The organism is Deinococcus aquiradiocola (assembly GCF_014646915.1).
Lineage (GTDB): Bacteria > Deinococcota > Deinococci > Deinococcales > Deinococcaceae > Deinococcus > Deinococcus aquiradiocola.
Window position 1 is genome coordinate 12,742 of sequence record NZ_BMOE01000006.1, and the last position, 25,220, is coordinate 37,961.

At 70.4% G+C, this 25,220-nt stretch carries 28 protein-coding genes; 19 read left to right on the forward strand and 9 right to left on the reverse strand.

What is annotated here, in order from left to right; translation table 11 throughout:
• Nucleotides 1–72 precede the first annotated feature (72 nt).
• From IEY33_RS10005 to IEY33_RS10035, 7 genes are all read left to right on the forward strand, one after another.
• Nucleotides 73–345, forward strand: coding sequence for a PqqD family protein (locus IEY33_RS10005; RefSeq protein WP_188963014.1), 273 nt, complete (start codon nucleotides 73–75; stop codon nucleotides 343–345).
• Complete coding sequence (locus IEY33_RS10010; RefSeq protein WP_188963017.1) at nucleotides 335–1,312, forward strand: hypothetical protein; 978 nt, start codon at nucleotides 335–337, stop codon at nucleotides 1,310–1,312. Before IEY33_RS10005 ends, IEY33_RS10010 begins: the two co-directional genes overlap by 11 nt.
• An 8-nt stretch (nucleotides 1,313–1,320) precedes the next feature.
• Entirely contained in the window at nucleotides 1,321–2,637 is a 1,317-nt protein-coding gene (locus tag IEY33_RS10015) for a lasso peptide biosynthesis B2 protein (RefSeq protein ID WP_188963020.1), read from the forward strand.
• Nucleotides 2,630–3,484, forward strand: a complete 855-nt coding sequence (locus IEY33_RS10020) for a DUF8471 domain-containing protein (protein ID WP_188963021.1) — start codon at nucleotides 2,630–2,632, stop codon at nucleotides 3,482–3,484. Before IEY33_RS10015 ends, IEY33_RS10020 begins: the two co-directional genes overlap by 8 nt.
• A gap of 99 nt (nucleotides 3,485–3,583) precedes the next feature.
• Nucleotides 3,584–4,696: a glycosyltransferase family 4 protein gene (locus tag IEY33_RS10025; protein ID WP_188963024.1), complete on the forward strand. Its 1,113-nt coding sequence runs from the start codon at nucleotides 3,584–3,586 to the stop codon at nucleotides 4,694–4,696.
• The gene (locus IEY33_RS10030) at nucleotides 4,693–5,826 is read left to right on the forward strand and encodes a glycosyltransferase family 4 protein (RefSeq protein ID WP_188963027.1); all 1,134 of its coding nucleotides are present in this window, start codon (nucleotides 4,693–4,695) and stop codon (nucleotides 5,824–5,826) included. The genes IEY33_RS10025 and IEY33_RS10030 overlap by 4 nt, the downstream gene beginning before the upstream one ends.
• A 297-nt stretch (nucleotides 5,827–6,123) precedes the next feature.
• Nucleotides 6,124–6,732 (forward strand): hypothetical protein, encoded by a 609-nt coding sequence (locus IEY33_RS10035; RefSeq protein ID WP_188963030.1) that lies wholly within the window; start codon nucleotides 6,124–6,126, stop codon nucleotides 6,730–6,732.
• Between the two features lie 113 nt (nucleotides 6,733–6,845).
• On the opposite strand, the gene IEY33_RS10040 is transcribed toward IEY33_RS10035, so the two are convergent.
• Nucleotides 6,846–8,540: a hypothetical protein gene (locus tag IEY33_RS10040; RefSeq protein ID WP_188963033.1), complete on the reverse strand. Its 1,695-nt coding sequence runs from the start codon at nucleotides 8,538–8,540 to the stop codon at nucleotides 6,846–6,848.
• 495 nt (nucleotides 8,541–9,035) lie between these two features.
• Here IEY33_RS10040 and IEY33_RS10045 point away from each other — a divergent pair, with 495 nt between their 5' ends.
• Nucleotides 9,036–10,115: an acyltransferase family protein gene (locus IEY33_RS10045; protein ID WP_188963035.1), complete on the forward strand. Its 1,080-nt coding sequence runs from the start codon at nucleotides 9,036–9,038 to the stop codon at nucleotides 10,113–10,115.
• 15 nt (nucleotides 10,116–10,130) lie between these two features.
• Here IEY33_RS10045 and IEY33_RS10050 read toward each other — a convergent pair whose 3' ends face one another.
• The 4 genes from IEY33_RS10050 to IEY33_RS10065 all read right to left on the reverse strand — a co-directional run bounded on the left by IEY33_RS10050 (nucleotide 10,131) and on the right by IEY33_RS10065 (nucleotide 13,613).
• Nucleotides 10,131–10,949 carry a CAP domain-containing protein gene (locus tag IEY33_RS10050; RefSeq protein WP_188963038.1) on the reverse strand — a complete coding sequence of 273 codons (819 nt, stop codon included), beginning with the start codon at nucleotides 10,947–10,949 and terminating at the stop codon, nucleotides 10,131–10,133.
• Nucleotides 10,950–11,219: 270 nt separating this feature from the next.
• A complete protein-coding gene (locus IEY33_RS10055; RefSeq protein ID WP_188963040.1) occupies nucleotides 11,220–11,642 on the reverse strand; it encodes a response regulator in 423 nt (140 codons plus the stop codon).
• Nucleotides 11,643–11,796: 154 nt separating this feature from the next.
• Nucleotides 11,797–12,312 carry a MerR family transcriptional regulator gene (locus IEY33_RS10060; protein WP_188963043.1) on the reverse strand — a complete coding sequence of 172 codons (516 nt, stop codon included), beginning with the start codon at nucleotides 12,310–12,312 and terminating at the stop codon, nucleotides 11,797–11,799.
• Nucleotides 12,313–12,386: 74 nt separating this feature from the next.
• Complete coding sequence (locus IEY33_RS10065; protein ID WP_188963046.1) at nucleotides 12,387–13,613, reverse strand: MFS transporter; 1,227 nt, start codon at nucleotides 13,611–13,613, stop codon at nucleotides 12,387–12,389.
• A 200-nt stretch (nucleotides 13,614–13,813) separates the two neighbouring features.
• Here IEY33_RS10065 and coxB point away from each other — a divergent pair, with 200 nt between their 5' ends.
• The 11 genes from coxB (at nucleotide 13,814) to IEY33_RS10120 (ending at nucleotide 22,709) form a co-directional block, all read left to right on the forward strand.
• Nucleotides 13,814–14,776: a cytochrome c oxidase subunit II gene (coxB, locus tag IEY33_RS10070; RefSeq protein ID WP_188963049.1), complete on the forward strand. Its 963-nt coding sequence runs from the start codon at nucleotides 13,814–13,816 to the stop codon at nucleotides 14,774–14,776.
• Complete coding sequence (ctaD, locus tag IEY33_RS10075; protein WP_188963052.1) at nucleotides 14,773–16,452, forward strand: cytochrome c oxidase subunit I; 1,680 nt, start codon at nucleotides 14,773–14,775, stop codon at nucleotides 16,450–16,452. The genes coxB and ctaD overlap by 4 nt, the downstream gene beginning before the upstream one ends.
• On the forward strand, nucleotides 16,449–17,027 hold the full coding sequence (locus tag IEY33_RS10080; protein WP_229670922.1) for a cytochrome c oxidase subunit 3: 579 nt from the start codon (nucleotides 16,449–16,451) through the stop codon (nucleotides 17,025–17,027). The genes ctaD and IEY33_RS10080 overlap by 4 nt, the downstream gene beginning before the upstream one ends.
• Nucleotides 17,024–17,587, forward strand: a complete 564-nt coding sequence (locus IEY33_RS10085; RefSeq protein ID WP_229670923.1) for a cytochrome c oxidase assembly protein — start codon at nucleotides 17,024–17,026, stop codon at nucleotides 17,585–17,587. Before IEY33_RS10080 ends, IEY33_RS10085 begins: the two co-directional genes overlap by 4 nt.
• Nucleotides 17,571–17,942, forward strand: a complete 372-nt coding sequence (locus tag IEY33_RS19275) for a hypothetical protein (protein WP_229670924.1) — start codon at nucleotides 17,571–17,573, stop codon at nucleotides 17,940–17,942. The genes IEY33_RS10085 and IEY33_RS19275 overlap by 17 nt, the downstream gene beginning before the upstream one ends.
• On the forward strand, nucleotides 17,939–18,469 hold the full coding sequence (locus IEY33_RS10095) for a QcrA and Rieske domain-containing protein (RefSeq protein WP_188963057.1): 531 nt from the start codon (nucleotides 17,939–17,941) through the stop codon (nucleotides 18,467–18,469). The genes IEY33_RS19275 and IEY33_RS10095 overlap by 4 nt, the downstream gene beginning before the upstream one ends.
• Entirely contained in the window at nucleotides 18,466–19,908 is a 1,443-nt protein-coding gene (locus tag IEY33_RS10100) for a cytochrome b N-terminal domain-containing protein (protein ID WP_188963059.1), read from the forward strand. The genes IEY33_RS10095 and IEY33_RS10100 overlap by 4 nt, the downstream gene beginning before the upstream one ends.
• Nucleotides 19,909–19,977: 69 nt before the next feature.
• The gene (locus IEY33_RS10105) at nucleotides 19,978–20,283 is read left to right on the forward strand and encodes a hypothetical protein (RefSeq protein WP_188963062.1); all 306 of its coding nucleotides are present in this window, start codon (nucleotides 19,978–19,980) and stop codon (nucleotides 20,281–20,283) included.
• Between the two features lie 120 nt (nucleotides 20,284–20,403).
• Nucleotides 20,404–20,904 (forward strand): hypothetical protein, encoded by a 501-nt coding sequence (locus IEY33_RS10110; protein WP_188963065.1) that lies wholly within the window; start codon nucleotides 20,404–20,406, stop codon nucleotides 20,902–20,904.
• A gap of 168 nt (nucleotides 20,905–21,072) precedes the next feature.
• The gene (locus IEY33_RS10115) at nucleotides 21,073–21,711 is read left to right on the forward strand and encodes a DUF47 domain-containing protein (protein WP_188963067.1); all 639 of its coding nucleotides are present in this window, start codon (nucleotides 21,073–21,075) and stop codon (nucleotides 21,709–21,711) included.
• Between the two features lie 2 nt (nucleotides 21,712–21,713).
• Entirely contained in the window at nucleotides 21,714–22,709 is a 996-nt protein-coding gene (locus tag IEY33_RS10120; RefSeq protein WP_188963069.1) for an inorganic phosphate transporter, read from the forward strand.
• A gap of 72 nt (nucleotides 22,710–22,781) precedes the next feature.
• On the opposite strand, the gene queC is transcribed toward IEY33_RS10120, so the two are convergent.
• From queC to queF, 4 genes are read right to left on the reverse strand one after another with little or no spacing between them, the layout of a single operon-like run.
• A complete protein-coding gene (queC, locus tag IEY33_RS10125) occupies nucleotides 22,782–23,495 on the reverse strand; it encodes a 7-cyano-7-deazaguanine synthase QueC (protein ID WP_188963072.1) in 714 nt (237 codons plus the stop codon).
• Nucleotide 23,496: 1 nt separating this feature from the next.
• Nucleotides 23,497–24,189, reverse strand: coding sequence for a 7-carboxy-7-deazaguanine synthase QueE (locus tag IEY33_RS10130; RefSeq protein ID WP_188963074.1), 693 nt, complete (start codon nucleotides 24,187–24,189; stop codon nucleotides 23,497–23,499).
• Nucleotides 24,186–24,599 (reverse strand): 6-pyruvoyl trahydropterin synthase family protein, encoded by a 414-nt coding sequence (locus IEY33_RS10135; RefSeq protein ID WP_188963077.1) that lies wholly within the window; start codon nucleotides 24,597–24,599, stop codon nucleotides 24,186–24,188. The genes IEY33_RS10130 and IEY33_RS10135 overlap by 4 nt, the downstream gene beginning before the upstream one ends.
• Nucleotides 24,599–25,078 (reverse strand): preQ(1) synthase, encoded by a 480-nt coding sequence (gene queF, locus IEY33_RS10140; RefSeq protein ID WP_188963325.1) that lies wholly within the window; start codon nucleotides 25,076–25,078, stop codon nucleotides 24,599–24,601. The genes IEY33_RS10135 and queF overlap by 1 nt, the downstream gene beginning before the upstream one ends.
• Between the last annotated feature and the right edge of the window lie 142 nt (nucleotides 25,079–25,220).

Here is a 25,220-nt window from a genome sequence, read left to right on the forward strand (position 1 = left end):
GCCGGTCCTCTCCCCTGCCCGCATCCCTGTCACTCCTGAATTCCGTCCCTCACCTGACAAAGAGAGCGCCGCATGACTCACCCGACCGAACAGCAGTACACCGCCATTCCCTCGATCGTCGCCACCGACCTTGAAGACGAACTGGTCCTGCTGGACCCGGCGACGCAGCAGATCTTCAGCCTGAACGCCTCCGGTCGGGCCGTCTGGCTGGCCCTCCCGGCCAGCGAGACGCAGCTCTCGCAGCGGCTCACCGAGGCGTTCGACGTGACGGCGGAGCAGGCCCGGGAGGACGTCTCGGGCCTGCTCCGCCGCCTGACGTCGGCGGGGCTCGTCCGTGCAGGCTGACGGCAACGCCCGGCCCGGAACGCTCCCGAACGTCCCGGGCACAGGGGGGACGGTCAACGTGCTCGGCTGCACCCTCGATCTCGGTGACTGCCCGGACGCGTTCCGGCCGTACGTGCTGGAGGACTGGGCCTTCACGGACCACGGGCGCGAGGCGTCCGGGCGCGTCATCGTGCTCGGCCCCACGAACGGCGCGCCGAAGGCCCTGCCGGACGCGGCGCGCGCCGTGACCGTGCACGCCATGCAGCAGCAGATCCCGCTCGGCGTGCACGAGGACGCCGTGACTTACGCGCCGCGCGGCGAGGTGCTCCTGCGCGCCGATTACCTGCCGGGGACCGTCACGGTGGGCCTGGCGCCCTCGGCGGTGCCGGACCGCGCGACGCTCGCGGCCCTGAAGGTCATGATCGCCGAGGGCGTCCGCCGCAGTGGCCTGCTTCCGCTGCACGCGGCGGTCGCGGCGCGCGGCGACACGACCTGCGCCTTCATCGGGCCGAGCGGGACGGGCAAGAGCACCACGCTCCTGCGCGCCCTGCAGGCCGGATGGACGGCGCTGGCCGAGGATTTCGTGTGGCTCGACCCGGCCACCGCGCAGGTGTACGGCTGGGACCGTGGCATGCGCCTGCTGCAGGACAGTCTCGCGCACCTCCCGCCGAACCTCAGGCAGCGCGAATGGGCGCGGCACGCGGACGGGAAGGCGTGGCTGCCGTTCGAGGCGCTCGTGGACGCGGACGTCGCCTTCGACCCGCACGGACGCACCCTCACGCAGGTGGCGGTGCTGTCGCGCCGCCCGGAAGACCCGTCCGAGTGGCTGAGTATGCCGCGCCTGGAGGCCGTGCGCGCCTTCTGGGAGGCGGCCGGGCTGCCCGTCACGGACGCCGCGGCGAGCGGCACCGCCAGCCAGATCAGCCGCGTGCTGCCGCGCCTGAAGTTCTCGCGCCTGGTGCTGGGCCGCGGCCCGCTCCCCCTATGATGGCCGCGATGAACCCCCGTGACGCGCGGCAGATCGCGCTGTTCGTGCAGGGCGACGTGAGTGACGCGCCGCCCGCGGATCAGCTCAGGCAGCACCGCCTGAGCGCCCTGGCGTTCCACCGCCTGGACGCCTCGCATCCCACGCGGGCCGAGGTGCGCGCCGACTACCGTGAACTCGTGCTGCGCAGGCAGATCGTGCTCGCCGAACTCCGGCCCCTGCTGGACGCGTGGTGCGCGGAGGGCCTGCAGGTGATGGTCTTCAAGGGCTACCACCTCGCGGAGTACGTGTACGAACGCCCGGAACTGCGCCCCTACGGGGACGTGGACGTCCTCATCCGGCCCGAGCAGGCCGAGCGGGCCTCCAGCACCGCGCAGCGTCTCGGGTACCGGGTCACGTGGCAGGCGTCCGACTCGCTGGAGCCGCACAAGCACGAGCTGCTGCACCTGCTGAGCCCCAGCGGTCAGGTCGTGCTGGACGTGCATTCGCGCCTGCTGCACAACACCCTGCGCGGCAGTGCCCGCCAGCAGCGCATCACGGACGCCGTGTGGCGCCAGGCCGTGCCGGTTGACCGCTCGGGTCTGCTCGGGCCGGCGCCGGTCGATGCGCTGCTGGTGGGCCTGATCCTCAACCGGCTGTGGGTGCCGGAGCAGTGGGTGATCAAGGCGCAGGACCTGCTGGACTTCCGTGCGCTGGTCGAGCGGGCGGGCGTGACCGAAGCGCAGCTGTGGGCGCGGGCCCGGCAGTTCGGGTGCACGCAGACGGTCCGGCAGTTCCTGCGGCGCTGCGACGGGTTCACGAACCGCATCGACCTGAGTGCCGTGACGCCCACCCAGCGCGCCCGCTGGGACGTGGAACTGCTGCAGGAGCGGGGCTCGGTGACGGGAGAGTACGCGCTGGCGCTCGCCGCGAAACTGCCGGAGGTGGCGGTGGACGTCGCGGCGGCCCTGCCGGGCGTGCTGTACGTGCTGTGGCTGCTGCGCCGCACGCCGGACCTGCCGACGCTGCTGCGGCGCGTCACGCCGCCGACCGCAGCGGCGAGAGAGGTCCCGGACCGGGAGCGTCAGCGGCTCGTGCGGGGCGTGCATCTCGCGCTCACGCTGCTGCGCGTCCGGCCCGGCGGGAACTGCCTGCCGCGTTCGCTGGCGCTGTACCGCGCGTACCGTCTCGCGGGACTGCCTGCCGTGCTGACCTCGGGCGTGCGGCGCAGCGCGCAGGGCATCGACAGCCACGCGTGGGTGGAACTGCACGGCGCGCCCATCAACGATCCCTACGCCCACGAGAATCCTGGCCGCTACCGCGTGAACCTGAGGTATCCCCTTGACTGACCTGAATCCTCCCGTCACACCGGGCCGCACGCCCGCCTCCCGGGGAGCCGTGTGGACTCGCCCCGACCTCCTCCTGGGCGTGCTGACGCTCGTCCTGCTGGCCGTCTCGCTGCGCGGCTGGCCCGGCGCCCTCGGCGCGCTGCGCGTCCTGGCGGGCGCGGTCGCCGTGCTGTGGCTGCCGGGGTATGCCCTGACGCTCGCCCTCTTTCCGGCACGGAAGCAGCTGCGCGTCATGGAGCGCGCCGCATTGAGCGTGGGACTCTCCGTCGGCAGCGTCGCCCTGCTGGCCCTGCTGGTGAGCCGACTCGGTTTCGGGTTCACGCCCGGCATGATGCTGCGGGCGATCGCAGTCTGGTCGGCGCTGTTCGCGGGCGCCGGCCTGTGGCGCGCGTCGCGGGTCGCGGCGCCGTTCACGGTCCGCTGGGAGCACGCGCCGGTCCGCTGGGCGCTCGGCTCGGTCGTCGCGCTGGCGGCAGGGATGGCCGTGGTGGTCAGTCTGGTGTACTGGCTGCAGCCGCGCGTGCCGACCTCGGAGTTCTACGCGCTCGGCAGCCAGGGACGCATGGAAGGCTACCGCGTGTCGGGCACGCCGGGTGAGCGGCTCAGCATCCCGGTCCGATTCACGTACCACGGCCGCGAGCCGGGCACGTTCCGTGTCGGTGCGGACGGCAGTGCCCCGCAGCGCGTCGGTCCGCTCACGGACGGGCAGACGTGGTCGGGAAGCGTGCCCGTCCAGCTGCCCAGGACGTCCGGCGCGTACAGCGTGGTGCTGCGCGCGGAAAACCAGGCGAACACGGCCGAGCAGCGTCGACTGGAGTTCAGCGTCGACGTGAATGCGGCGCCGTGACACGCACCGCGCCGAGCCTGAAGTGAAGGTCCGGCGTCGCCCTCACCTCCGGCCCCTGCCTGTCCTCACGTCCTTCCCCGTTTCCTGCAGGAGCCTCCCATGACCCTACTCATCGACGCGTCCCCGCTTCAGTCCGAGCACCGCCTCCGCGGCGTCGGCGCCTACGTCCGGTCCCTGGTGGGCGCCATCGAGCGCCTCGACGTGCGGCCACAGTACCTCGCGTCCACGCAGGGAGACCTGCCGGACCTGCCGCCGGAACGCGTGACGCGCGTGTACAGACCGCACCGCCCCGCGCAGGTGTACTGGATGTACAACGAGGTCGCGCTGCGCGCCGGTCTGGCCCGCGTGCGGCCCGCGGTGTTCCTGGCGCCGGACTTCAACGGACTGGTGAAGAACCCCTTCGGGCTGACGGTGTCGGTCCTGCATGACCTGACGCACCTGAAGCTCGCGAGGACGGAACCGCCGCGGGGACTGAGCGAGCGGCTCGACGTGCTGCGCTGGCAGGTGTACCAGGCCAAGCTGCAGCGCGCCGACCGGATCCTCGCGATCAGCGAGAGCGCCCGCAACGATGCCGTGACCCTGCTCGGCATCGATCCTGACCGGGTGCACGTCGTGCATCACGGCGTGGATCATGAGCTTTTCCGGGACGTGCGCGGTACGGGCCCGTACGCGGACAGCCCGCCGTACCTGGTGCACCTGGGCGGCCGCAACGACAACAAGAACCAGGCGAGGCTGCTCGAAGCGTTCGCGGAGGTCGCCCGGACCGAGCCGGACCTGCAGCTGTACTTCGCCGGGCCGTGGTCGGCGGGCGATCACGCATGGCTGGAGCGGGAGGTGACGCGCCTGCACCTGACGGGCCGCGTCCGGCACCTGGGGTACGTGCCGCACGGGGACCTGCCGGGCCTGTTCGGGAACGCGGCCGCGTTCGTGTTCCCGTCGCTGGAGGAGGGGTTCGGACTGCCGGTCCTGGAGGCGATGGCCAGCGGAGCGGCCGTGATCACGTCCGACCGTTCCTCGCTGCCGGAGGTGGCGGGCGACGCGGCCCTGCTGGTCGACCCGCTCGACCCGGGAGCCATCCGGGACGCGGTGCTGGCGGTGCTGCACGGCGAGGGCGTCGCGGACGGCCTGCGGGCGCGTGGTGTCGCCCGCGCGCAGGGCTTCACGTGGGCGGCCACCGCGCGCCGCACCATGAGTGTGCTGGGGCTCGCATGAAGGTCGGGTTCCTGACGTACGGGATGGAGCACTCGCTCACCGGGATCGGGCGGTACACGGTGGAACTCACGCGCGCCCTGCGGGACCTGGACGCCGGGCTGGAGATCACGCTGCTCAACCCGTACCGCGACTCGAAGCTCGGGTGGTACGAGGAGTTCCCGACGCATCCGGTGCCGAGACTGCAGAAGATCTACGGTGCGGCCGCGCTGGGGAGCGTCGACCTGCACCGCGCGGCGCAGACGCTGGGCCTGGACATCGTGCACGACCCGTGCGGGATCGCGCCGTTCATCGGGCAGCGCGGCGCGTACCGGCGCGTGACGACCGTACACGACGCGGTGCCGCTCGTGTACCCAAACACGCAGCCGCTCGCGACCCGCATGATTTTCCGCACGCTGGTCCCGGCGGCCCGCTGGACGACGGACGCGGTCCTCACCGTGAGCGAGGCGTCCGCGTCGGACCTGACGCGCCTGCTGGGCCTGCCGAGCGAGCGGGTCCACGTGACGCCGTGCGGCGTGCGGATGCCGGAAGCGCAGACACCAGACGCCCTGGCCGAGGTCCGGCGGCGCATGAATGTCCCGGAACGGTACCTGCTGTACGTGGGGGCGCTGCACCCGCGCAAGAACCTGAAAGGCGTCCTGGAAGCGTACACGCTGCTACGGGAGCGGCTGAGCGCGGCGGGCACGGACGAGGTGGGCCTCGTGATCGTCGGTCCGGCCTCGTGGGGTTCCCGGGCACGTGAGGAGCTCGGGCAGGCGTTCGACATGACGGGCGTGCAGTTCACGGGCTTCGTGACGGACGAGGACCTCAGCGCCCTGTACTTCGGGACGCTGGGCCTGGTGTACCCCAGTTATTACGAGGGGTTCGGACTGCCGGCCCTGGAGGGGATGGCGCACGGCGCGCCGGTCATCACCTCGAACACCAGTTCGCTGCCGGAGGTGGTGGGGGACGCGGCCCTGACGGTGGACCCGGCCCGTTCAGATGAGATTGCGGACGCGATGCACCGTCTGGTGACCGACCCGGCGCTGCGCGCGTCGCTGTCCGGGCGTGGGCGCGAGCGCGCGCGGACCTTCACGTGGCAGCGCATGGCGGAGCAGACGCTGGCGGTGTACCGGTCGATCCTGCAGGCCTGACCCGGCCGGGCGAGGCTGTAACGTTCCGGAGTGTGCCCCGTTCACGTTCTTTAGCGGAGGTGTTACGGGCACGGCCGATAATGAGGGCAGATGCGGCCCATTCTGCTTTCGTCCTCCTGATCAGCCGCGAACGTTGTGACCTGATTGCGTGGCACTGGCCTCATCCTGGCAGCCGTTGAGACTCGGGTCGTTCCAGGACCCGCCTCTCGTTCCCCGACTTCGGTCATCGGATGCACCGTGGTCATTCGAGTGTCGCGCTTTTCATCGTTTTGAGTGCTGTTGACAGAGGAGAACGTTATGAGAGATTCAGGGATGAAGAAGATCATGCTGACGGTGTTCGGAATGATGTGCTGGGCGCAAGGGCAGACCAACGCCCCTGCCGTTCCCGTGAGCGTCCCGCCCGCGCAGCAGGCGGCCCCCACCGTCACGCAGGAACTGCTTGTCCAGCCGAGCCGGCTCGAGGGCCGCATCGCGCCGGGCAACAAGCTCGTCAACATCGGCTTCACCGTCTTCAGCCGCACCGCCACCGAGATCTACGTGAAGTCCAGCGATCCCCGCCTGCTGATCAGCGCCGGAGAGAACGGCAAGGTCCGGGTCGGCGCGAACGTCCTGCAGAACATCAACTGCGTCGTCACGGAACCGCACAGCGGCACCCTGACCATTACGAACGCGGACGGCGCCGTCCTCGCCACCCTCCCCTACCGCATCGACCCGCCCAAGGTCGTGAACCAGAGCGCCAGCCTGGGGTACAACGTGTTCGGGAAGGCCGTCAGTGCCGGCTACTCGCTCTCGAACGTGCCCGAGTCGCCCCTCGATCCCGGCTGGTCCCTGAACTTCGGGATCGGCTACGACTTCAACATCTCGCGGATCAACTCCGGTACCGTCGGCGTCTCGGTCCGCTGGTAAACGCCGCGCACGGCAGGCAGAAGGAGAGGCGACCGTGGTCGCCTCTCCTTTCCTTTCCGATCTGCGTGTGGTGGTCTACCAGGGTTGACCGTTACCGGGGCCCTGGGCGGCGCTCAGTTGGCCGCGCCGATGCTGTTCTCAAGGGACTTGCCGGGGGCGAGGAGTTTACCGCCGCAGCCCATCTCGCCGCGCCAGGCGTCCAGCGTGAAGCAGGTCACTTTATCCACACCGCTCTTGAGCACGAAGCCGGGAGCGATGTACTGCTGCACGGCGCCCGCGTCGGTGGCCTTCAGGAAGCGGGTCCCGTCCGCGCTGGTGTAGAAGGTGCCCTGCGTCTGGCCGGTACCGGACACGATGATGTCGGAGTTGGTGACGACGCGGTGGTCGGAGCCGGTGTTGCCTTCACGCTTCACGAGCGCCGTGCACTCGACGGTGGCGCAGGCCGTGATGGGATCCCCCGTGTCGAAGGTCAGGTCCTTCATGGTGACGCCGAGCTTGAGCATGCTGGAGTCCATCCGCCAGGGCTCGTAGCCCTTGTTGGGGTTGAGGTTGATCATGCGGGCACCGAAGCTCGGTGTGACCGCCGTGGCGGGCGCAGCGCAGCCGGTGATCTGGTAGGCGTTCTTGAGCTGCGTGACCATGCCCCGGCCGAAGTTGCCCATGAAGTGCAGGTTGACCTTGAGGACGTTGTTCTGCACGTACGCCATGTCGACCGTGTGCATGCTGACGCAGGCGCGCCCGATGCCGCCCGTGCCGAAGTGGTGCGTGAGCACCCAGTACCCGCCGGCCGGTGCCTTGACGACGCTCACCTTGAAGCCCGCGTGCGGTTCGGACATGCCGTCCTTGCCCGCGGTGTACATGAAGGCCGGGCTGTACACGCTGCCCGCGACGGAGGGGTCGCTGCCGTGCTCGTGGTTGAAGTAGCACCAGTACACCGGATCGATCTGCGGGTGCCAGGTCCGGTACTGCACGCCGTCCGGACCGGCCGTCATGTACAGGTCGTGCACCCAGGCGGGGCAGGTGCTGTTCGCGACCGGCACCTCGTTGCCCGCGGGAACGACGGGCGCAGCGGACGGCTGACCGTTCTGCTCGGCGAGCATCACGATGTACGGGTTTTCGCCTCCCGGCTTGGCGGCGACGCCGCCGAGGTTCGTGACGCCGGCCGCGAAGGTCTTCTGGAAGGTGCGGATGGTTTCGGTCTTGCCGTTCGTCTGCGCCTGCAGGTCGGTGCCGTGCGTCCAGCCGCTCAGCCACGCGGGGACGTTCGCGCTGCGCACGCCGACGAGGACCGTGGCGGGGCGGTTGAGTCGCACCACGAACCAGTCGGGGCGCGTGTCGAGGGACGTAGTGCGGTTGTTGCGCGGCAGGAGCAGGTCCCATCCGGCGTACGGTCCGGCGTTGATCAGCGTACTCGGCTTGCCGTTGGAGTTGTAGGTGGTCGTCTCGATGGCGACGCCGTTCGTGACCTGCCGGGGACGGTAGACGGTCCCACCGTACTCCGGCTGTTCGTCCGTCCCGATCTTGCGGTTGACGCGGTAGCTGCCGACCAGGGTGGGAACGGCGCCGGCGACCCGGGTCACGGCGAGGCTCTGCAGGCTGGCGGTGTCGTCAGCTGGAGCTGGGCTGCTCACGAGCGGTCCGGCGGCGGCCTGCTCGTCGGCCGGGACGGTGGTGGCGTCGGTGTCGTCGGCGGCGGCGCTCATGTCCATGCCGGGCATGCTGGAGTCCATGGCGGGCGCGGTCGAGCTGGTCTGGTTGGAGCACGAGGCCAGCAGGCAGGTCAACAGAAGTAGTACCTTGTATTTCACAACTTCTCCTTGAATGTGCAACAGCGGAGGACTTCCGTGCAGCGCAGGCTGCCGAAACGTCGTTTGTCGGGGGTGTTCGTGCATGAAGAAGGAGGGGCGACTGCACGACTGACGTGGTGGAGAGAATCGGGTGCGTTGACCCTCGGGCTTCTTTCTCGGGGACATTATTGGACTCTTCATCTTTGGAGACCATGAGGAATCCAACATCCGTTGCCGAAAACCCCGAATTCGAGCGGCTCCGAAGCGAAAAACTCCACATCGTCAGCCCGTCTGATCTTTACGCTTGGCGTCAGTCAGGAAACTGTCAGACATCTTTTTCTCATATTTTGTTCATCTGAAAGTGATCTGAAACACTGTGAGCAACATACTCAACAGAGCGATTCCTGCCCAAAGCCAACGGCACCCTCAACCGAGGTCGTGCGAGCATCCTGACCCTCTGCGCGGCACCACAGGCCCATTTGCATTCCGTTCACGAGACGCCCGGTACCGTGGGGTATGAGAGCTGAACTGAAGGCACTGACCGGCGTGCGTGCCATTGCAGCAGCCACTGTGGTGCTCTACCACCTGATCGGGCAGTACCCCGCTATCACGGAAGACACATGGCCACAGCACGTCCTGCGTTTCGGAAGCAACGGCGTCGATCTGTTCTTCATGCTGTCCGGATTCATCATCGGGTACAGCTACCACCATGTGTTCGCCGATACACGCGCACACGCCCAGACTTACCTCGACTTCCTACGCAAGCGGCTCGCGCGCCTCCTGCCAGCTCACCTTTTCGCGCTGACGCTCATGTTGCTGCTCGGCGCCCTGCTCACCATACAGGGCACGCCTTTCCTGAAGACCAACCCACCGGGAGAATTTCTCGCCCAGCTGCTGCTCGTGATGGACTGGGATCCGCGTCATGAGGCGCGGTTGAGCTGGAACGTGCCGGCCTGGAGCATCAGCAGCGAGTGGCTCGCCTACCTGCTGTTCCCAGGTGTCCTGTATGCCCTGAGCAGGGTTCCGCGCGGAGCACTGCCGACCGTGTTCCTGGGCCTGCCGGTCCTGATGGCCTGCAGTTACGCGCTCGGGCCTGCCAACTACGGCATGATCCGCATCCTGACCGAGTTTCCCGCGGGGGTGGCCCTGTACCTGTACTGGCGTGGCCTGACCCCCGCCCAGACGCGCGTCTGGACGAACATCGGAACAGTCTGCGCCGTGCTGTACCTGCCGGCGGGCGTCCTGCTGGGCCTCGCGCACCTCAACGTTCGCTGGGCGGTGACGCTCGTTCCCGCGCTGCTCCTGGCGCTGGCGTGTGGACAGGGAACGCTCCCGCACCTGCTCGCACGCCCTGTGCCAGAATATCTGGGACGTGTTTCGTACTCGCTGTACATCACGCATTACGTCGTTCTGGCCGCCCTGAGGTTCACGTTCTTCACGGCGGTGGCCAGGAACAGCGTTCTCGTCACGGTGGGGCTCACCGTGATCGAACTGCTGGTCATCGCGGGCGTCGCGCAGTTCACGTACCGGTACGTGGAGGAACCGGGCCGCCGATGGCTCACCCGGAGGAGCGCGCGGGTCACGGCCGCCGCCTGAGCCTCGGTGCGTCCCTCAGGGGGCCGTGCCGAACTCCTGCACCCAGTACGTCGCGAAGAGTGTGCCGGGCCGTCCGTTCGTGACGGCCGCGCCGAAGCGCGTGTACGCGGGGTTCATGAGGTTCAGGCAGTGTTCGGGGCTGCCGAGCAGGGAGGTGACGGCTTCCTGCGGGGTGACGGCGTTGTACTGCAGGTTCTCCCCCACCCCGCCGGGGTAGCCGAGGCGGGCGGCCCGCTGCAGTGGGGTGGAGCCGTCCCCGGCGTGCACGTGCCCGCGGAAGTTGAGGCGCACCATGTCCTGCAGGTACGTGGCGCCCGCACGGGCGAGCACCGGGTCCCACGTGAGGGGCGTGGTGCTGTTCATGAGGGTCGTGCCGCACTTCTGGCCCTGGAAGCGGGCGCGGTTGGTGAGGGTGAGGAATTCGCTGAGCCAGCGGTCCGTCTGCCGGAGGTCGACGGCGTCCTCGCGGGCCGTGATGAGGACGACGCGGGTGTCGTCCGTCGCGAGGCCGTACTCGTCGAGGTCGGTCCAGTCGCCGCAGCGGTTCGCGAGCGCCGTCCTGAGCCAGCTGAGGTTCCCATGGTACGTCGCGGTGTAGAACTGCGCCTTCCAGCTGCGGTACGCGTGCCGCTGGAGCGCCTGGTCGGAGGTGTGGCCGTGCAGCATGTCGAGTGCGGCGAGGCTGAGCGGGGTGCTGAGCCGCACCTGCTGGCCGCAGGCGCTGTAGGTGGCCTGTGCGATGCGCGAGATGGCCTGCGCCTGAGCGCTCGTCGGGGAGGTGGCGGCGCGGGCAGCGGTCAGGAGCAGCGCGAGGGTCAGCAGGGCGGGGCGCACGTGTGGAGTCTAGCGGGGCTGCAACGCGCGGGCCGTGAAGAACCCGGGACGGGCGGGTGTGTGAATCGGGGGAGCGGGCAAGCGTCCTGCAGGGCGCTGTTCTGCCTGAGAGGCGGGCAAGCGTCCTGTACCTGTAGGGCGTCCGTTCTACCCAGGAAGGGCTGCCTCGGCTGTTTCCGGCATCCCTGGAATCGGATCAAGACCGGATCAGGTGCGGGCCGGACGCATCAGGGGGCGCGGTCCGGCAATCGATTGCGGCCCGGGCCGCGTTCAGAGGGCCTGCGGGAGGTCCGTGCCGGTCGTGGCGGGCTCGTCGGTCCAGCGGCGTTCGAGGAGCGGCGTGACGGCCGACAGCAGGCCCGCGCGCGTGAAGGGTTTCTCCAGCACGCCCGCCGCGCCGAGCGTCATGGCGTGCTGCTGCTCCTCGGGACGGCCGCTGGCCGTGACGACCATCACGGGCGGCCCGCCATGCAGCAGCACGCGCTCCAGCACGTCGTACCCGCTGAGGCCCGGCATGCCGAGGTCCGTCACGACGAGGTCCACGTCGGGCGTCCCCGCGAGCAGGTCGAGGGCTTCCTGTCCACTCGCGGCGCTGAGCACCTGAAAGGCCGCGCCTCTCAGGATGAAGCCCAACAGGTGGCGCAGGGCGGGGTCGTCGTCCACGACGAGCACCTTCTTCAGCAGGCCGGGCATGTGGTCCTCCCGGCCGTGTGGCGCGTGTGGGCGGAGTGTTCGGGGGTGACGGCGGCGGCGGTGAACCCTCCCTGACGTTCGTGACTCATGAGATCAGTGTAAGGATGGCCTTCTTACATTCCGGGCGCGGCGCGCGAACATTAAGACGCCGTCCTCATTCCGCGGTGGGGGTGTCGGGATCCGCCTCGCTGCGGCGTTCGGCCATCAGGGTGTCGAGCGTCTCGCCGTTCAGGCGGCGCTCCAGGTACTGCAGGTCGCCCTGCAGGTCGCGTTCGAGTGCCTGCGCTTCCTTCAGTTCGCGGCGGGCCGCGTCGATACGGGCGTGCAGGACCTGCAGTTGCGCCTGCAGGTCGCGGTGCAGGGTCTGCAGGCTGTCTCGCGTCATGATCTGCCGTCCGGAGGGGTCGCGTTCGAGCGGCTGCGTGAAGGTGCGGGCGATGGTGCCGAGCGACAGGCCGAGGGCGCGCATGCGGCGCACGCGTTCCAGGCGCGCGATGTCGGCCTCGCCGTACAGGCGGTAGCCGCCGCCGCTGCGTTCGGGCGTGACGAGGCCGAGTTCCTCGTAGTACTTGAGGGTCCGCAGGGTCAGGCCGAGGCGTTCGGCGACCTCGCCGACCGTGTAGCGGGCGTCCGTGCCGGTGGGGTCCGGGGTGGGGGTGGGGTGCGTCATGGGGGCTCCGGGTAGACAGCATACGCCCCCGGCACGCGCGTACCGGGGACAGGGGAAGACGGGGACGGGGGTTCTCAGTCGTGGGCGAGGGAGGGCGTCCCGGCGGGTTCGGTGATGGGGGCTTCCTCGCCGCGCCGGGCCTGGTCGATGTGACGACCGCGCAGGACCATGGTGGCGGCGCACACGAGCAGCAGGGCCGCGCCGACGAGGTAGGGCGCGTCGGGTGTCACGTGCTCGGCGAGCAGGCCGGACGCGAGGGGCGCGAAGGCCGCGCCGGCCCAGCGCAGGAAGTTGTAGGCGCTGGTGGCGGTGGCGCGCGGGGCGCTGCTCACCTCGACGCTGAGGGTGGTGAGGAGCGAGTTGTTGATGCCGAACAGCAGGCCCGACAGGATCACGAGCGCGACCTTGAGCGGCACGAGGCCCGGCAGCAGGCCGAGCAGCAGGAACAGCACGAGCAGGCCGGTGAAGGTGCCGCGCAGGATGCGGCTGGGGGTGGTGCGGTGCAGGAGGCGTTCGACGACGACGGTGCTGCCCACGCCGAGCAGGACGCCCCAGCCGAAGAACATCAGGCCCAGGCCCAGCACGGAGAGCTTCAGGAAGAGGGGCGTGAAGCCGAGCAGCACGAAGAAGCAGAAGTAGTACAGTCCGCCGGTCACGGCGACGTTCAGGAAGGCGGGGTGGCGGTACGCGCGGAACACGTCGCTGAGCGGGCCGACCTGTTCGCGGCGGTCGGGGACGCGCACGAGCGTCAGGACGGACACGAAGGCGAGCAGCATCAGCAGGGCCGCGCCGAAGAAGGGGTAGCGCCAGCTGTGCCCGCCGAGCACGCCGCCGAGCAGCGGGCCCATGCTCATGCCGAGGCCGATGGCGGCCTCGTAGCGCATGACGGCCGCCTCGGGGCGCGGGATGAGGGCGAGCAGCAGCACGAGCGCGGTGGGCGTGAAGAGTGCACTGCCGAAGCCCCATCCGGCCCGGAAGACGGCGAGGGCGGGAATGCTGCTCGACAGGCCGCACAGCAGGGCGAACAGCGAGATGAGGCCCAGGCCGGTGAGGGCGACGCGGCGGCGGCCGAAGCGCGCGCCGAGCCGGCCCGCGAAGAGCGTCATGACGGCCATCACGCCGAGGTAGGTGGTGAAGAGCAGTTCGACCTGGGTGGAGGACGCGCCGAGCTGCCGGCCGATTTCGGGGAGGATCGGGTCGACGACGCCGATGCCCATGAAGGCGATCAGGGCCGCGAGCGCGACGGCCCAGGCGGCGGTTCCGGCCGCGCGGTCGGGGGTGGGAACAGGTGAAGCGTTCATGACCCCAACCTATACGTACACGTACAGGTTGGGTGTGATCCGGCGCACCATCCCCCGGCCCCCTGCCTTCACCGTACATTTACCCCTGACGGGCCTGAGCAAACGCAGACCCTCCGCTCACACGGGCAAAACGAAACGGAGAATACAATGCCGCCCATGACCGGTCCCCGCACGCTCCCGCCCGCCCCGCTGCCCGCCGCGTGAGCGCCCCCGCGGCCGTTCCCGTCCTGCAGCCCGCCTCTCCCCTCGCCGCACCGATCACGCACCTCACGGTGTTCACGCTCGCGCTCGGCCTCGCCGTGTTCCTGGCCGTGACTGGCGCGACCCTGTACTTCAGCTGGAAGTACCGGCACCGCGGCGCGCGCAGCGAACCGCCCCAGCTGTTCGGGAACGCCCGCGACGAGGTGATCTGGATGGTCCTCGCCGCGCTGCTGCTCACCCTGCTGTTCGCGCTCGCGTGGTGGACCATGAACCGCGCCGACCCGCACACCGGGCAGGACGGCCGCCCCGACCTGATCGTCACGGGCCACCAGTGGTACTGGGAGGCCAGCTACCCGCGCGGCAGCAACCCCGAAGGGCAGGGCGTCGCCCGGACCGCCAACGAGATCCACATCCCCGCCGGACGGCGCATGCTGGTGCAGCTGCAGAGCGCCGACGTGATCCACGACCTGTGGGTGCCTCAGCTCGGCCGGAAACTCGACGCGGTCCCCGGCCAGAACGGCCGCCTGTGGCTGCAGGCCGACCGGCCCGGCCGGTACCTGGGCGCCTGCGCCGAATTCTGCGGCGCGCAGCACGCCTGGATGCGCTTCACGGTGATCGCCGAACCGGAAGCGAGCTACCGCGCCTGGCTCGCCCGTCAGGCGCGCCCCGCCGCCGCGGCGACCGGCCCGGCCGCACAGGGCGCCGCGCTCCTCGTCCGGGAAGGCTGCGGCGAGTGCCACACCGTGCGCGGCCTCGGCACGCACGGCACGGTCGGCCCGGACCTCACGCACTTCGCGTCGCGCGCCACCTTCGCGGGCGGCGCGCTGCGCCGCACCCCGGCGCAGGTGCGCTCGTGGCTGCAGGACCCGCAGCGCGCCAAGCCCGGCACGCGCATGCCGCGCTACCCGCTCACGCAGGAGCAGCTCACGCAGCTCACCACGTACCTGGAGACCCTGAAATGACGGCCTCCCCCACCCGTACCCGCACCCGCCTGCGCGGCGCGGCCAGCCTGCTCGCCAGCACCGACCACAAGGTCATCGGGCTGCTGTACCTCGCGCTCGGCAGCCTGTACTTCCTGATCGGCGGTCTGGAAGCGCTCGTGATGCGCGTGCAGCTCGCCGCGCCCGGCAACGCCGTCCTGACCGGCGAGACGTACAACGCCTTCTTCACCCTGCACGGCACCACCATGATCTTCCTGGCGGTCATGCCGATGCTGCTCGGCTTCAGCAACTACCTGCTTCCGCTGCAGATCGGGGCGCGCGACATGGCCTTCCCGCGCCTGAACGCCTTCGGGTTCTGGATCACCGCGCTCGGCGGGCTGCTGCTGTACCTCAGCCTGCTGGAAGGCCCGCCGTCCGCCGGGTGGTTCGCGTACGCGCCGCTCAGCGAACGGCCCTTCAGCATGAGCCTCGGCACGGACTTCTGGGCAGCCGCGCTGATCTTCATGGGGACCGGCAGCACCCTCACGGCCATCAACCTGATCGTGACGACCCTGCGCTACCGCGCGCCCGGCATGGGCCTGTGGATGATGCCGATGTTCTCGTGGATGGCCTTCGTGAACAGCGTCATCATCGTGTTCGCGATGCCCGCCCTGAACGCCGCCCTCGTGATGCTGGAGGTGGACCGCGCGCTCGGCGGGCACAACTTCGCGCACGGCGGCAGCGCCCTGCTGTGGCAGCACTACTTCTGGTTCTTCGGGCACCCGGAGGTGTACATCATGATCCTGCCCGCCTGGGGGCTCATCAGCGAGGTGATTCCCGTGTACGCCCGCAAACCGATCTTCGGGTACGAGTTCGTGGCGGGCAGCACGCTCGCCATCGCGGTGCTGAGCTTCGCGGTGTACGCGCACCACATGTTCGCGGTGGGCCTCTCGCGGCCCGTGAACCTCGCCTTCGCGGCCAGCACCATGCTGATCGCCATTCCGACCGGCATCAAGGTCCTGAACTGGGTCGCGACCCTCTGGCGCGGCAGCATCCGCTTCGAGACGCCGATGCTGTACGCGCTCGCGTTCCTGGTGCAGTTCACGCTGGGCGGCGTGACCGGCGTGAGCTTCGCGGTCCTCCCCATCGACTGGCAGGTGACGGACACGTACTACGTCGTCGCGCACTTCCACTACGTCCTGATGGGCGGCACGCTGTTCGCGCTGCTGTCGGGCCTGCACCACTACTACCCCAAGATGACGGGCCGCCTGCTGGGCGACACGCTCGGCAAGGCCGCCTTCTGGCTCATCACACTCGGCTTCAACGGCGTGTTCCTGGTGCAGCACGCGCTCGGCCTGATGGGGATGCCGCGGCGCGTGTACACGTACCCGGACCTGCCCGGCTGGGGCGCCCTGAACCGCGTCTCGACCGTCAGCGCCTTCGTGATGGGGGCGGGACTGGTGCTCGTGCTCGTGAACCTGGTCGTGAGCCGGCAGCTGGGCCGCGTGGCAGGCGACAACCCCTGGCGGGCGTGGACGCTGGAGTGGGCGACGAGCAGCCCGCCACCTGCCGGGAACTTCACGCGGCTTCCGCCCGTGAAGTCCAGGCGGCCCCTGTGGGACCTCGCGCACCCGGAGGACCCGGACCACCGGCGGCCCGCACGGCACGACCGCACGCACGGCCATATCCGCCCGGAAGAGCAGGAGCACCCGCGGTGAGCGGTTCGCACGCGGCCGCCCCGCCGCCCATCTCGCGCGTCAGCAGCGGCCGCATGGGCATGGCGCTCTTCCTGTTCGGGGACGCCGTGACGTTCACGCTGCTGATCGTCGGGCACCTGTACCTGCGCCGGCACGCGCCGCAGGGCGCCCCTCACCTCGACCTGAGCGGCACGCTCGTCTTCAGCGTGCTGCTGTGGGCGTCGAGCGGCACCCTGTGGGCCGCCGAGCGACTGCGGGACGTGCCGCGCGTGTCGGGCGTGCTGTACGCCCTGACGGGCCTGCTCGGGCTGACCTTCGTGGCAGGCACCCTGCAGGAGTGGCTGCAGCTCGTGCAGGCCGGGTACGGGGTGTCCAGCACCCTGTTCTTCACCGGGTACTACACGCTGACGGGCCTGCATGCCCTGCACGTGCTGCTCGGTGCGCTCGCCCTGCTGGTGCTGGCCGCGCTGCGCTTCCGGGACCGGCTCGGGTGGCGGAGGCGCGGCGTGACGGACGCGCTCGGCCTGTACTGGCATTTTGTGGACGCCGTGTGGGTGCTGCTGTTCCTGCTGCTGTACGTGTGGCGGGGACCGTGATCCGTCCCCTGCCGCTGGCGGGAGCCGTCCTCGCGGCGCTCGGGTCGGCTGCGCTGGGCGCCGCGTCCCTGCGCGGGGGAGACTGGCCGTTCAGCGAACACATGGCCGCCCACCTGCTGCTGAGCCTCGCGGCCGCGCCGCTCGCGGTGCTGGCCGTGCCCGGCTGGCGGCCCCGCCCGGACGGCGTGCTCGCCGTGCTGCTCTGCGCCGCCGTGCTGCTCGGCCTGCACCAGCCGCACGTGATGACGCGCCTGATGACGCCCGCCGGGCACGCGCTCGAAGCGGCGCTGTACCTGCTCTCGGCGCTCCCGCTGTGGCTGCGGGCCGCGCAGGGCGGCGCGGGCGCTGCGGGCGCGCTGCTGCTGCAGATGGCGGTGTGCGCGGGCCTGGGGGCCGCCCTCACCTTCTCGGCGGGCGTGTACCCGGCCCGGGCGGACGACACCGCGCTCGGCGGCGTCCTGATGTGGGTGGTGGGCGGCAGCGTCGTCATGCTCGCCGCGCTCGCCACCCTGATCTCACACCTGAAGACCCCGGAGGTCCCGCATGAAGTCACCCCCTGACCCGCCCGCCGCCCGCCCGTGGACGCTGCTGCTGCGCGCCCTCGGCGTGCCCGCGTACCTGCTGCTGCGCCTGATCGGCCGCGACCCCGCCGCGCACGCCCCCGCACCGCCGGAAGTCACGCCCGCCCCGGAACGCCCCGGGCTGGCCGCAGAGGCCCTGCCGGAAGGCTGGACACGCCCGCGCGAGATGCTGGACACGCCCCCTACCCTGGCGCCCGTCACGCTCGCGTTCGGACTGGCGCTCGGGACGGTCGGCGTGCTCGTCGGCGCGTGGAGCGTCGCCGTGCTCGGCGCGGCCGTCTCGCTCGCGGGCGCGGCCCTGTGGGCGCGGGACGCGCTGCGGGAGAGCGCGTGAAACGCCGGCAGGCGCGCCCCCTGCGCGACAGCGAGCTCACGCGGCGGCAGACGCTCGCCCTCGTGACGCTCGCGGGCGGCACGCTCGCCGCCGCGGCCGCCGGGTACCCGGTGGCGCGCGCCGTGCTGGACCCCGCCTTCCGGCACGCCGGGCCGGGCAGGTGGCAGACGGTCGGCACGGTGCAGGACTTCCCGCTCGGGCAGACCGCGCTCGTCACCTTCACCCGCCCGCACGCCGAGGCGGGCAGCGGCGCCGTCCGGAAGGACACCGCGTGGCTCACCCGGCAGCCGGACGGCTGGCTCGCGCTGCACAACACCTGCATGCACCTCGGCTGCCCCGTGCAGCACCAGGCGCGCTCCGGCCTGTACTTCTGCCCGTGCCACGGCGGGGTGTACGGCGCGGACGGCCGCAACCTCGCCGGACCGCCCCGCATCCCGCTGCAGCGCCTGCAGGTGCGGCTGAACGGTCAGGACGTGCAGGTGCAGCCGTGGGACCAGCCGCTCCCCACCCTGCGGGGCGGCGCGTGACGCCCCGGGAACAGGACGGCAGGCCCGCGGAAGAGACCGGCGCGCCGCACCTCCCCGCCCGCGGACCGCTCGCGTGGCTGGAGGAACGCACCGGGCTGGTCGGGACGGTCGCGCGCGTCGCCGCGCACCGCGTCCCGCGCCGCAGCGGATGGGCGTACGTGTTCGGGTCCGCCACCCTGTTCGCGTTCGTGCTGCAGGTCGTGACCGGCATCACGCTCGCGCTCTTCTACGAACCGTCGAGCGCCACGGCCTACCGCAGCCTGCAGGCCATCTCGCGGCCCGGCACGATGGAAGCCGTCGTACGCGGCCTGCACTACTTCGGGGCGTCCCTGATGGTCGTCATGATCGGCATCCACCTCATCCGGGTGTACCTGATGGCCGCGTACAAGTACCCGCGCGAGGTGCAGTGGCTGAGCGGCGTGGTGCTGCTCGTGCTGACGCTCGCCATGGCCTTCACCGGACAGGTCCTCCGCTGGGACCAGAACGCCGTGTGGAGCGTCGTGGTGGGCGCCGAGCAGGCCTCGCGCGCGCCCGGGATCGGCCCCGTCCTCGCGCGCTTCCTGATGGGCGGCGCGACCCTCAACGCCGGGACGCTCACGCACCTGTTCTCGCTGCACGCCCTGTGGCTGCCGGGCCTGATGATCGTGTTGATCGGCCTGCACGTCGCGCTCGTGCTGCGCAACGGCATCAGTGAACCGCCGAAACCGGGCGAACCTGTCGACCGGCGCACGTACCGCGACCGCTACCGCGCGCTCGTGCAGCGGGACGGCGTGCCGTTCTGGCCGGACGCCGCGTGGCGCGACGCGCTCTTCGGGAGTGCCTGCATCCTGATCGTCGCGTTCCTCGCGTGGCGGATCGGCGCGCCCGCCCTGAGCGCCCCGCCCGACCCGAGCATCGTGCAGGCCGACCCGAAACCCGACTGGTACCTCATCTGGTACTTCGCGGTGCTGGCCCTGTGGCCGTACAGCGTCACGAACCCGCTGCTGATCCTCGCGCCGCTGCTGGTGTTCGGCGCGATGTTCCTGCTGCCGCTCGTGAGTTCGCGCGGTGAGCGCGCCCCGAGCCGCCGCCCGTGGGCCGTCGCCGTGGTCGTGGTCGGCGTGACGCTCGTCGTGAGCCTCACCGTACTCGGCGAGCGCGAACCGTGGCTTCCGAAGTTCGGCGCGCCGCCCCTGCGGGCCGCGTCCGTGCACGGCAGCGACCCGGCCGCGCGGCGCGGCGCGGCCGTGTTCCACAGCGCGTCCTGCATCCTCTGCCACCGCATCGACGAGCAGGGCGGCCTGCGCGGCCCGGACCTCAGCCGCGTGGGCGCCCGGCTCGACCGCGAGCAGCTGACGTGGCGCGTCCAGAACGGCGCGGCCAGCATGCCCCCCTACGCCGGGGTGCTCAGCGCCGCGCAGCTGCGGGACGTGGTCGCGTTCCTCGCGGCCCGGCAGTGACCCCGCACCGTGAAGACCGCCTGGAGCGCCCTCAAGACAAATCTCGCGTCTGGGCCGCATACTGAAGGCATGTCCGACAAGCCCCTCCGTCTCTTTCCCACCGAAGCGGCCGCCAAGAAGGCCGGCCAACGGCTCAGCAGTTTCGAAGGTGAACGCCTCGCCACCGTCCTGTACGCCTTGCTGCCCAGCGGCGAGAAGAAACCCACGTACCTGCTGAGCAGCACGTACAGGCTCACCGTCGCCGAGCAGCGCTGGGTGACCGAACACGACGCGACCGTCACCAAACTCGGACGCTTCCTGGCCGGCGGGAGCTTCATGCCGCTGCAGAAGAACATGGTGCGCGCCCGCCGGCAGGACACCGAAACGGCCCCCTGACCTCACCCCGCTCCACCCCCGCGCTCCCGGACGGTGGAGCGTTTTTTCATGCCTTCACGAACCGCTGGGATTGCGCGGGCCACTACACCGGATCTTCACACCGTCCCGCTAGGGTGCGGCATGGCAGCTTCCACCCTCAGCAGCACCGTGCAGACGAAATTCCCCGAGGTCGTGATGGTCGCGTGCGTCCTCGGCTTCGCGTTCCTCGCCGTCGAGCTGTATCTGTTCGACCACTACAAGGAGGGCTCGCAGATCATCGGGTTCGCGGCCACCCTGATCGGCCTCCTGCTCAGCCTGCTGGCGTTCGCGCGCGCACGGGCCGTGCGAACCACCGTGATGGTGCTGTTCGGCGTGCTGACGCTGGTCGGCGCGTACGGCACGCTCGAGCACCGCGAGACGAGGCAGGAGGACGCCGCGAAGTTCGCGCAGCGTCAGGCGCAGGCGAAGGCCGCCGGAACCACGCAGGACACCGCACAGGGCGCAGAGGGCGGCGAGGGTGCACCCGGCGCGCCGCGCGAGTTCCGGTCGAACATCCCCGTCCTCTCCCCCCTCAGCCTGAGCGGCCTGTCGGCCCTGGCCCTGCTGGCCCTCGTCGCCCGCCGCCCCGAACGGCCCCTGTAGTCCGTTCACCCGCTGCAGCCATCTGCGGCGGGTCAGTGAGAGCGGCGCGCTTCCCCCGGGGCGCGCCGCTCACCCTGGCCGTCTGCAGGGCGCAAACCCCAAGAAAACCGCAAGGGGACGCGTACTGCCCGGCACGCATCCGCGCAGTACGCCGCACACAATGGGCGCATGGTCATGTCACGCCTCCTCCCACAGAACACGAAGTTCGGCGCGCTGTTCACCGCGCAGGCCGAGAACGCCGTCGTGACGGCTCAGGCCCTCGTCACGCTCCTCGAGGACTACACCGACCTGCAGGGCAAGGTGAAGCGCCTGCGCGACCTCGAACACGAAGGGGACCGCCTCAGCCGCGAGACGCTCAACGTGCTCGCCGCGTCGTTCATCGTGCCGTTCGACCGGGCCGACATCCTCGAACTGAACACGCACCTCGACGACCTCGTCGACGACCTCGAAGAGGCCGGACGGATGTTCCAGCTGTACCGCGTGGAAACCCCCGTCCCGCAGGCGCTCGCGCTCGCCCGGATCGCGCACGAGCAGGCCAGACTGCTCGCGCAGGCCATGCCGCTCCTCGAGCACCTGAAACGCGCCGACGAGCTCAACCGCATCACGGCACGCGTCCGCGAGCTGGAGGACGACGCCGACCGGCTCGGGGACGAGGTGCAGTCCACGCTGTACGACGGCGTGACGGACGTGCAGGGCATGATCCGCGCCATGCGGACCGGCGAGATCGTCGGCCTGCTCGAACAGGCGACCGATCAGGCGCAGCGCGTCGCGGCCACCGTCGAGAGCATCCTGCTGAAGAACGCCTGAGCATGACGACCGCCCTCCTCATCCTGATCGGCATCGTCACACTCGCCCTGATCTTCGACTACATCAACGGCTTCCACGACACCGCGAACGCCATCGCCACCAGCGTCGCCACGCGCGTCCTCACGCCCGCGCAGGCCATCGGCATGGCGGCCGTCATGAACGTCGTCGGAGCGCTCACCGGCACGGCCGTCGCGAAAACCATCAGCCGCGACATCGTCGCGCCCGGCATCGCGGGCGACCTGCGGCTCGTCGCGGCCGCCCTCGTCGCCGCGATCGTCTGGAACCTCATCACGTGGTGGCGCGGCCTGCCGAGCAGCAGCAGTCACGCGCTCGTGTTCAGCCTCGTCGGCGCGGGCGTCGCGGCGGGCGGCTGGGGCGCCATCGTCCCGAAAGGCGTGAACAAGACGCTGCTCGGCCTCGTCACGTCGCCCGTGCTGGGCTTCGCGGTGTCCATGATCCTGATGGGCGTGGTGCTGTGGCTGTTCGCGCGGCACATGCGGCCCGGCACGGTCACGCGCGTGTTCCGGCCGCTGCAGGTGTTCTCGGCGGCGTTCATGGCGTTCTCGCACGGCGGGAACGACGCGCAGAAGACGATGGGCATCATCACGCTCGCGCTCGGCGCGTATCTCGGCAGCACCCTCGACACCGTGCCCACCTGGGTGGTGCTCAGCTGCGCGGGCGCCATGGGCCTCGGGACCGCGACGGGCGGGTGGCGCATCATCCGCACCATGGGCTTCAAGGTCGTGGACCTGAAACCCATCGACGGGTTCGTGGCGGAACTCAGCGCCGCCAGCATCATCGAAGGCGCGAGCCGCCTCGGAATTCCCGTCAGCACCACGCACGTCATCAGCACCACCATCATGGGCGTCGGCACCACCAAGGGCTACAAGCACGTCAAGTGGCAGGTGGCGGGCCGCATCGTGATCGCGTGGGTGCTCACGATTCCCGTCTGCACCGCGCTCGGCTGGCTGTGCTTCCGCGCGGCGCAGCTCTTCTGAAGCCCTGAAGCGCAAAGAGGCGAGGCCCCCGGACGGTATCGGGGGCCTCGCCTCTTCATGCCTGCCTCGCGGTCAGTGCGTCTGCGCCTGCGCGTGCCGGGTGGCGAGTTCCGGGTGGCCCGCCTCGATCAGTGCCCGGTCACGGATGCGGCACGAGTCGCACACCCCGCACGGCTCCTCGCCCCCCTGGTAGCAGCTCCACGTCCACGCGACCGGCACGCCCAACTCCAGCGCCGCCTTCACGATGTCCGTCTTCGTCATGCTCACCAGCGGCGCCGTCAGCACCGCCCCGCGCCCCTCCAGCCCCGCTCTGGTGGCCAGGTCCGCCAGCGTCTGGAACGCCGCGAGGTACTCCGGGCGGCAGTCCGGGTACCCGCTGTAATCCACCGCGTTGATCCCCAGGTACACCCGCTCCGCCCCGATCGCCTCCGCCAGGCTCAGCCCCACCGCGATGAACACCGTGTTCCGCCCCGGCACGTACGTCGACGGGATCACCCCGTCCTCCGTCCCGTCCGTCGGCACCGTCATCGCCGCGTCCGTCAGCGCGCTCCCCCCGAACGACCCGATGTTGATGTCGATCACCCGGTGGTCCGCCCCGAAGTGCCGCGCGATCTGCGCCGCACGCTCCAACTCCACCGTGTGCCGCTGCCCGTACCGGAACGACAGGCCCGTACAGCTGTACCCCTCCCGCACCGCCATCGCCAGCGTCGTGCTGGAATCCAGCCCGCCCGAGAGCAGCACCACCGCGCGCCGGTGTGTCTGGACCGTCTCATGTGTTTCCGTCATGTCAGTACCCCAGTTCCGTGTTCCCGCCGAGCGGGATGAGTCGCTTGTCACTCGAAGGGTCCAGGTCGTCCGCACGGTACAGCTTGTGCATCTGGTACCCGGCCCGCAGGCGCGGATGGCGTTTCACCGTGTCCGTGATCGCGTTCAGCACCGTCATGTCCCGCTCCCTGGCCCGGCTCCACTCGGGGTGCAGCCAGATCACCGCTTCCCCGCGCAGGCCGTCCAGCGTCTCCAGGCCCGCCTGGATGTCGCTCACGTCATGCACGATGATCTTGACCTCGTCCGCCCGCGCCACCACTTCAGGGGTGGGCCACGTGCCGAACGGCTTCGGGCTCAGCGTCACCCAGTCGAGCTCGCCGCGCAGCGGGGCGATGCCGCTCGTCTCGAGGTGCACGCGCCGCCCCAGGGCGTGCAGGGCGTCCGTGAGGGGTGCCAGGTCGAACAGGATCGGCTCGCCGCCCGTGATGACCACCATGGCGCCCGCCGGGCTCTCCGCGCGCACGACCTCCGCGAGGTCGTGCGCGCTCATCAGGGTGACGCCTTCCGGCCGGTAGTCCCGGTGCCAGGTCCCGGCACTGTCGCACCACGGGCAGGCCTGCGGGCAGCCGTACAGGCGGATGAAGTACGCGGCGGCGCCGAGGTGCACGCCCTCGCCCTGCCAGGTGTAGAACCGCTCGTACACCGGGTACTTCATGCTTCCCAGTACTCGCAGCAGCTGTCGGGCGTCTCCCAGAGGGTGACGCGCAGCCGCAGGTCCGCGCCGTCGTCCCCGTCCTGCAGGTCGGCACGGACGCGCCGCATGGTGTGGCGGTGGATGTATGCGGCGACGACTTCGGCGGTGGTGTCGTCCCCGAGTTCCGGGAGGTCGTTGAGGTACGCGTGGTCGAGGCCGCCCGCGTCGACGTCCTTCTTGGCCCACTTGAGGGTCTTGAAGTCGGCGACCATGATGCTGCGCTTGACGTGCGCGCTGGGCCGCAGGCGCTCACTCGTGAGCTGCATGCGGACGCGGTACGTGTGCCCGTGCAGGCGGCCGCAGGGACCGTCGTACCCGCTGATGACGTGCGCGGAGTCGAACGTGAATTCCGACGTCAGCGTCCACGGCATCAGGACGTCCGGGTGGCGGGCGTGTGGTCCGGCGCGACGTAGTTGACGGTGACGACGGTGCGGATGCCGCCGCGCATGCCGTAGTCGCAGGTGACGTGCATGCTGAGCGGGTCGAGGAGGCGCACGAGGTCGCCCAGCACGCGTTTGGTGGCGTGCTCGTGGTAGATGCCCACGAAGCGGTAACTGGTGAGGTAGTACTTCAGGCTCTTGAGTTCCACGCAGGTGTCGCGCGGCAGGTAGCGGATCACCAGTTCGCCGAAGTCCGGCAGGCCGCTCCACGGGCAGACGGGCGAGAACTCGTCGGTGCGGATGGTGATCTCCATCGGTTCGCCCGGGTAGCGGGTGGTGTCGTCGTCCCGCAGCTGCGGGAAGGTGTCGAGGACGGCCACGTCGATGGCGTCGAGGCCCTGCACGTCGTAGCGGCGGCTGAAGCCAGGGCGGTCCTGCGGGGCGGTCGCCCCGGTCTGCTGTTCGTTCATGGTGGACTCCTTCTCGGGCGCCGCGTGTGGCGAGCGTCCAGGATGACGGCACAGGTCTTCCCACCGGCCAGCGTAGCGCACGGGCGGCGCGTCCGTGTCCTCCGGACGGTGCGTTCCGCTGGCGCGTCCCTGCGCGGGGCAC

What these genes read in the sequence shown, in the direction of transcription:
- IEY33_RS10005 (WP_188963014.1), top strand. Translation starts at nt 73, where the DNA reads ATGACTCACCCGACCGAACAGCAGTACACCGCCATTCCCTCGATCGTC.
- IEY33_RS10015 (WP_188963020.1), top strand. Translation starts at nt 1,321, where the DNA reads ATGAACCCCCGTGACGCGCGGCAGATCGCGCTGTTCGTGCAGGGCGAC.
- IEY33_RS10025 (WP_188963024.1), top strand. Translation starts at nt 3,584, where the DNA reads ATGACCCTACTCATCGACGCGTCCCCGCTTCAGTCCGAGCACCGCCTC.
- IEY33_RS10030 (WP_188963027.1), top strand. Translation starts at nt 4,693, where the DNA reads ATGAAGGTCGGGTTCCTGACGTACGGGATGGAGCACTCGCTCACCGGG.
- IEY33_RS10035 (WP_188963030.1), top strand. Translation starts at nt 6,124, where the DNA reads ATGAGAGATTCAGGGATGAAGAAGATCATGCTGACGGTGTTCGGAATG.
- IEY33_RS10045 (WP_188963035.1), top strand. Translation starts at nt 9,036, where the DNA reads ATGAGAGCTGAACTGAAGGCACTGACCGGCGTGCGTGCCATTGCAGCA.
- IEY33_RS10055 (WP_188963040.1), bottom strand. Translation starts at nt 11,642, where the DNA reads ATGCCCGGCCTGCTGAAGAAGGTGCTCGTCGTGGACGACGACCCCGCC.
- IEY33_RS10060 (WP_188963043.1), bottom strand. Translation starts at nt 12,312, where the DNA reads ATGACGCACCCCACCCCCACCCCGGACCCCACCGGCACGGACGCCCGC.
- IEY33_RS10065 (WP_188963046.1), bottom strand. Translation starts at nt 13,613, where the DNA reads ATGAACGCTTCACCTGTTCCCACCCCCGACCGCGCGGCCGGAACCGCC.
- ctaD (WP_188963052.1), top strand. Translation starts at nt 14,773, where the DNA reads ATGACGGCCTCCCCCACCCGTACCCGCACCCGCCTGCGCGGCGCGGCC.
- IEY33_RS19275 (WP_229670924.1), top strand. Translation starts at nt 17,571, where the DNA reads ATGAAGTCACCCCCTGACCCGCCCGCCGCCCGCCCGTGGACGCTGCTG.
- IEY33_RS10105 (WP_188963062.1), top strand. Translation starts at nt 19,978, where the DNA reads ATGTCCGACAAGCCCCTCCGTCTCTTTCCCACCGAAGCGGCCGCCAAG.
- IEY33_RS10110 (WP_188963065.1), top strand. Translation starts at nt 20,404, where the DNA reads ATGGCAGCTTCCACCCTCAGCAGCACCGTGCAGACGAAATTCCCCGAG.
- IEY33_RS10115 (WP_188963067.1), top strand. Translation starts at nt 21,073, where the DNA reads ATGGTCATGTCACGCCTCCTCCCACAGAACACGAAGTTCGGCGCGCTG.
- IEY33_RS10120 (WP_188963069.1), top strand. Translation starts at nt 21,714, where the DNA reads ATGACGACCGCCCTCCTCATCCTGATCGGCATCGTCACACTCGCCCTG.
- queC (WP_188963072.1), bottom strand. Translation starts at nt 23,495, where the DNA reads ATGACGGAAACACATGAGACGGTCCAGACACACCGGCGCGCGGTGGTG.
- IEY33_RS10130 (WP_188963074.1), bottom strand. Translation starts at nt 24,189, where the DNA reads ATGAAGTACCCGGTGTACGAGCGGTTCTACACCTGGCAGGGCGAGGGC.
- IEY33_RS10135 (WP_188963077.1), bottom strand. Translation starts at nt 24,599, where the DNA reads ATGCCGTGGACGCTGACGTCGGAATTCACGTTCGACTCCGCGCACGTC.
- queF (WP_188963325.1), bottom strand. Translation starts at nt 25,078, where the DNA reads ATGAACGAACAGCAGACCGGGGCGACCGCCCCGCAGGACCGCCCTGGC.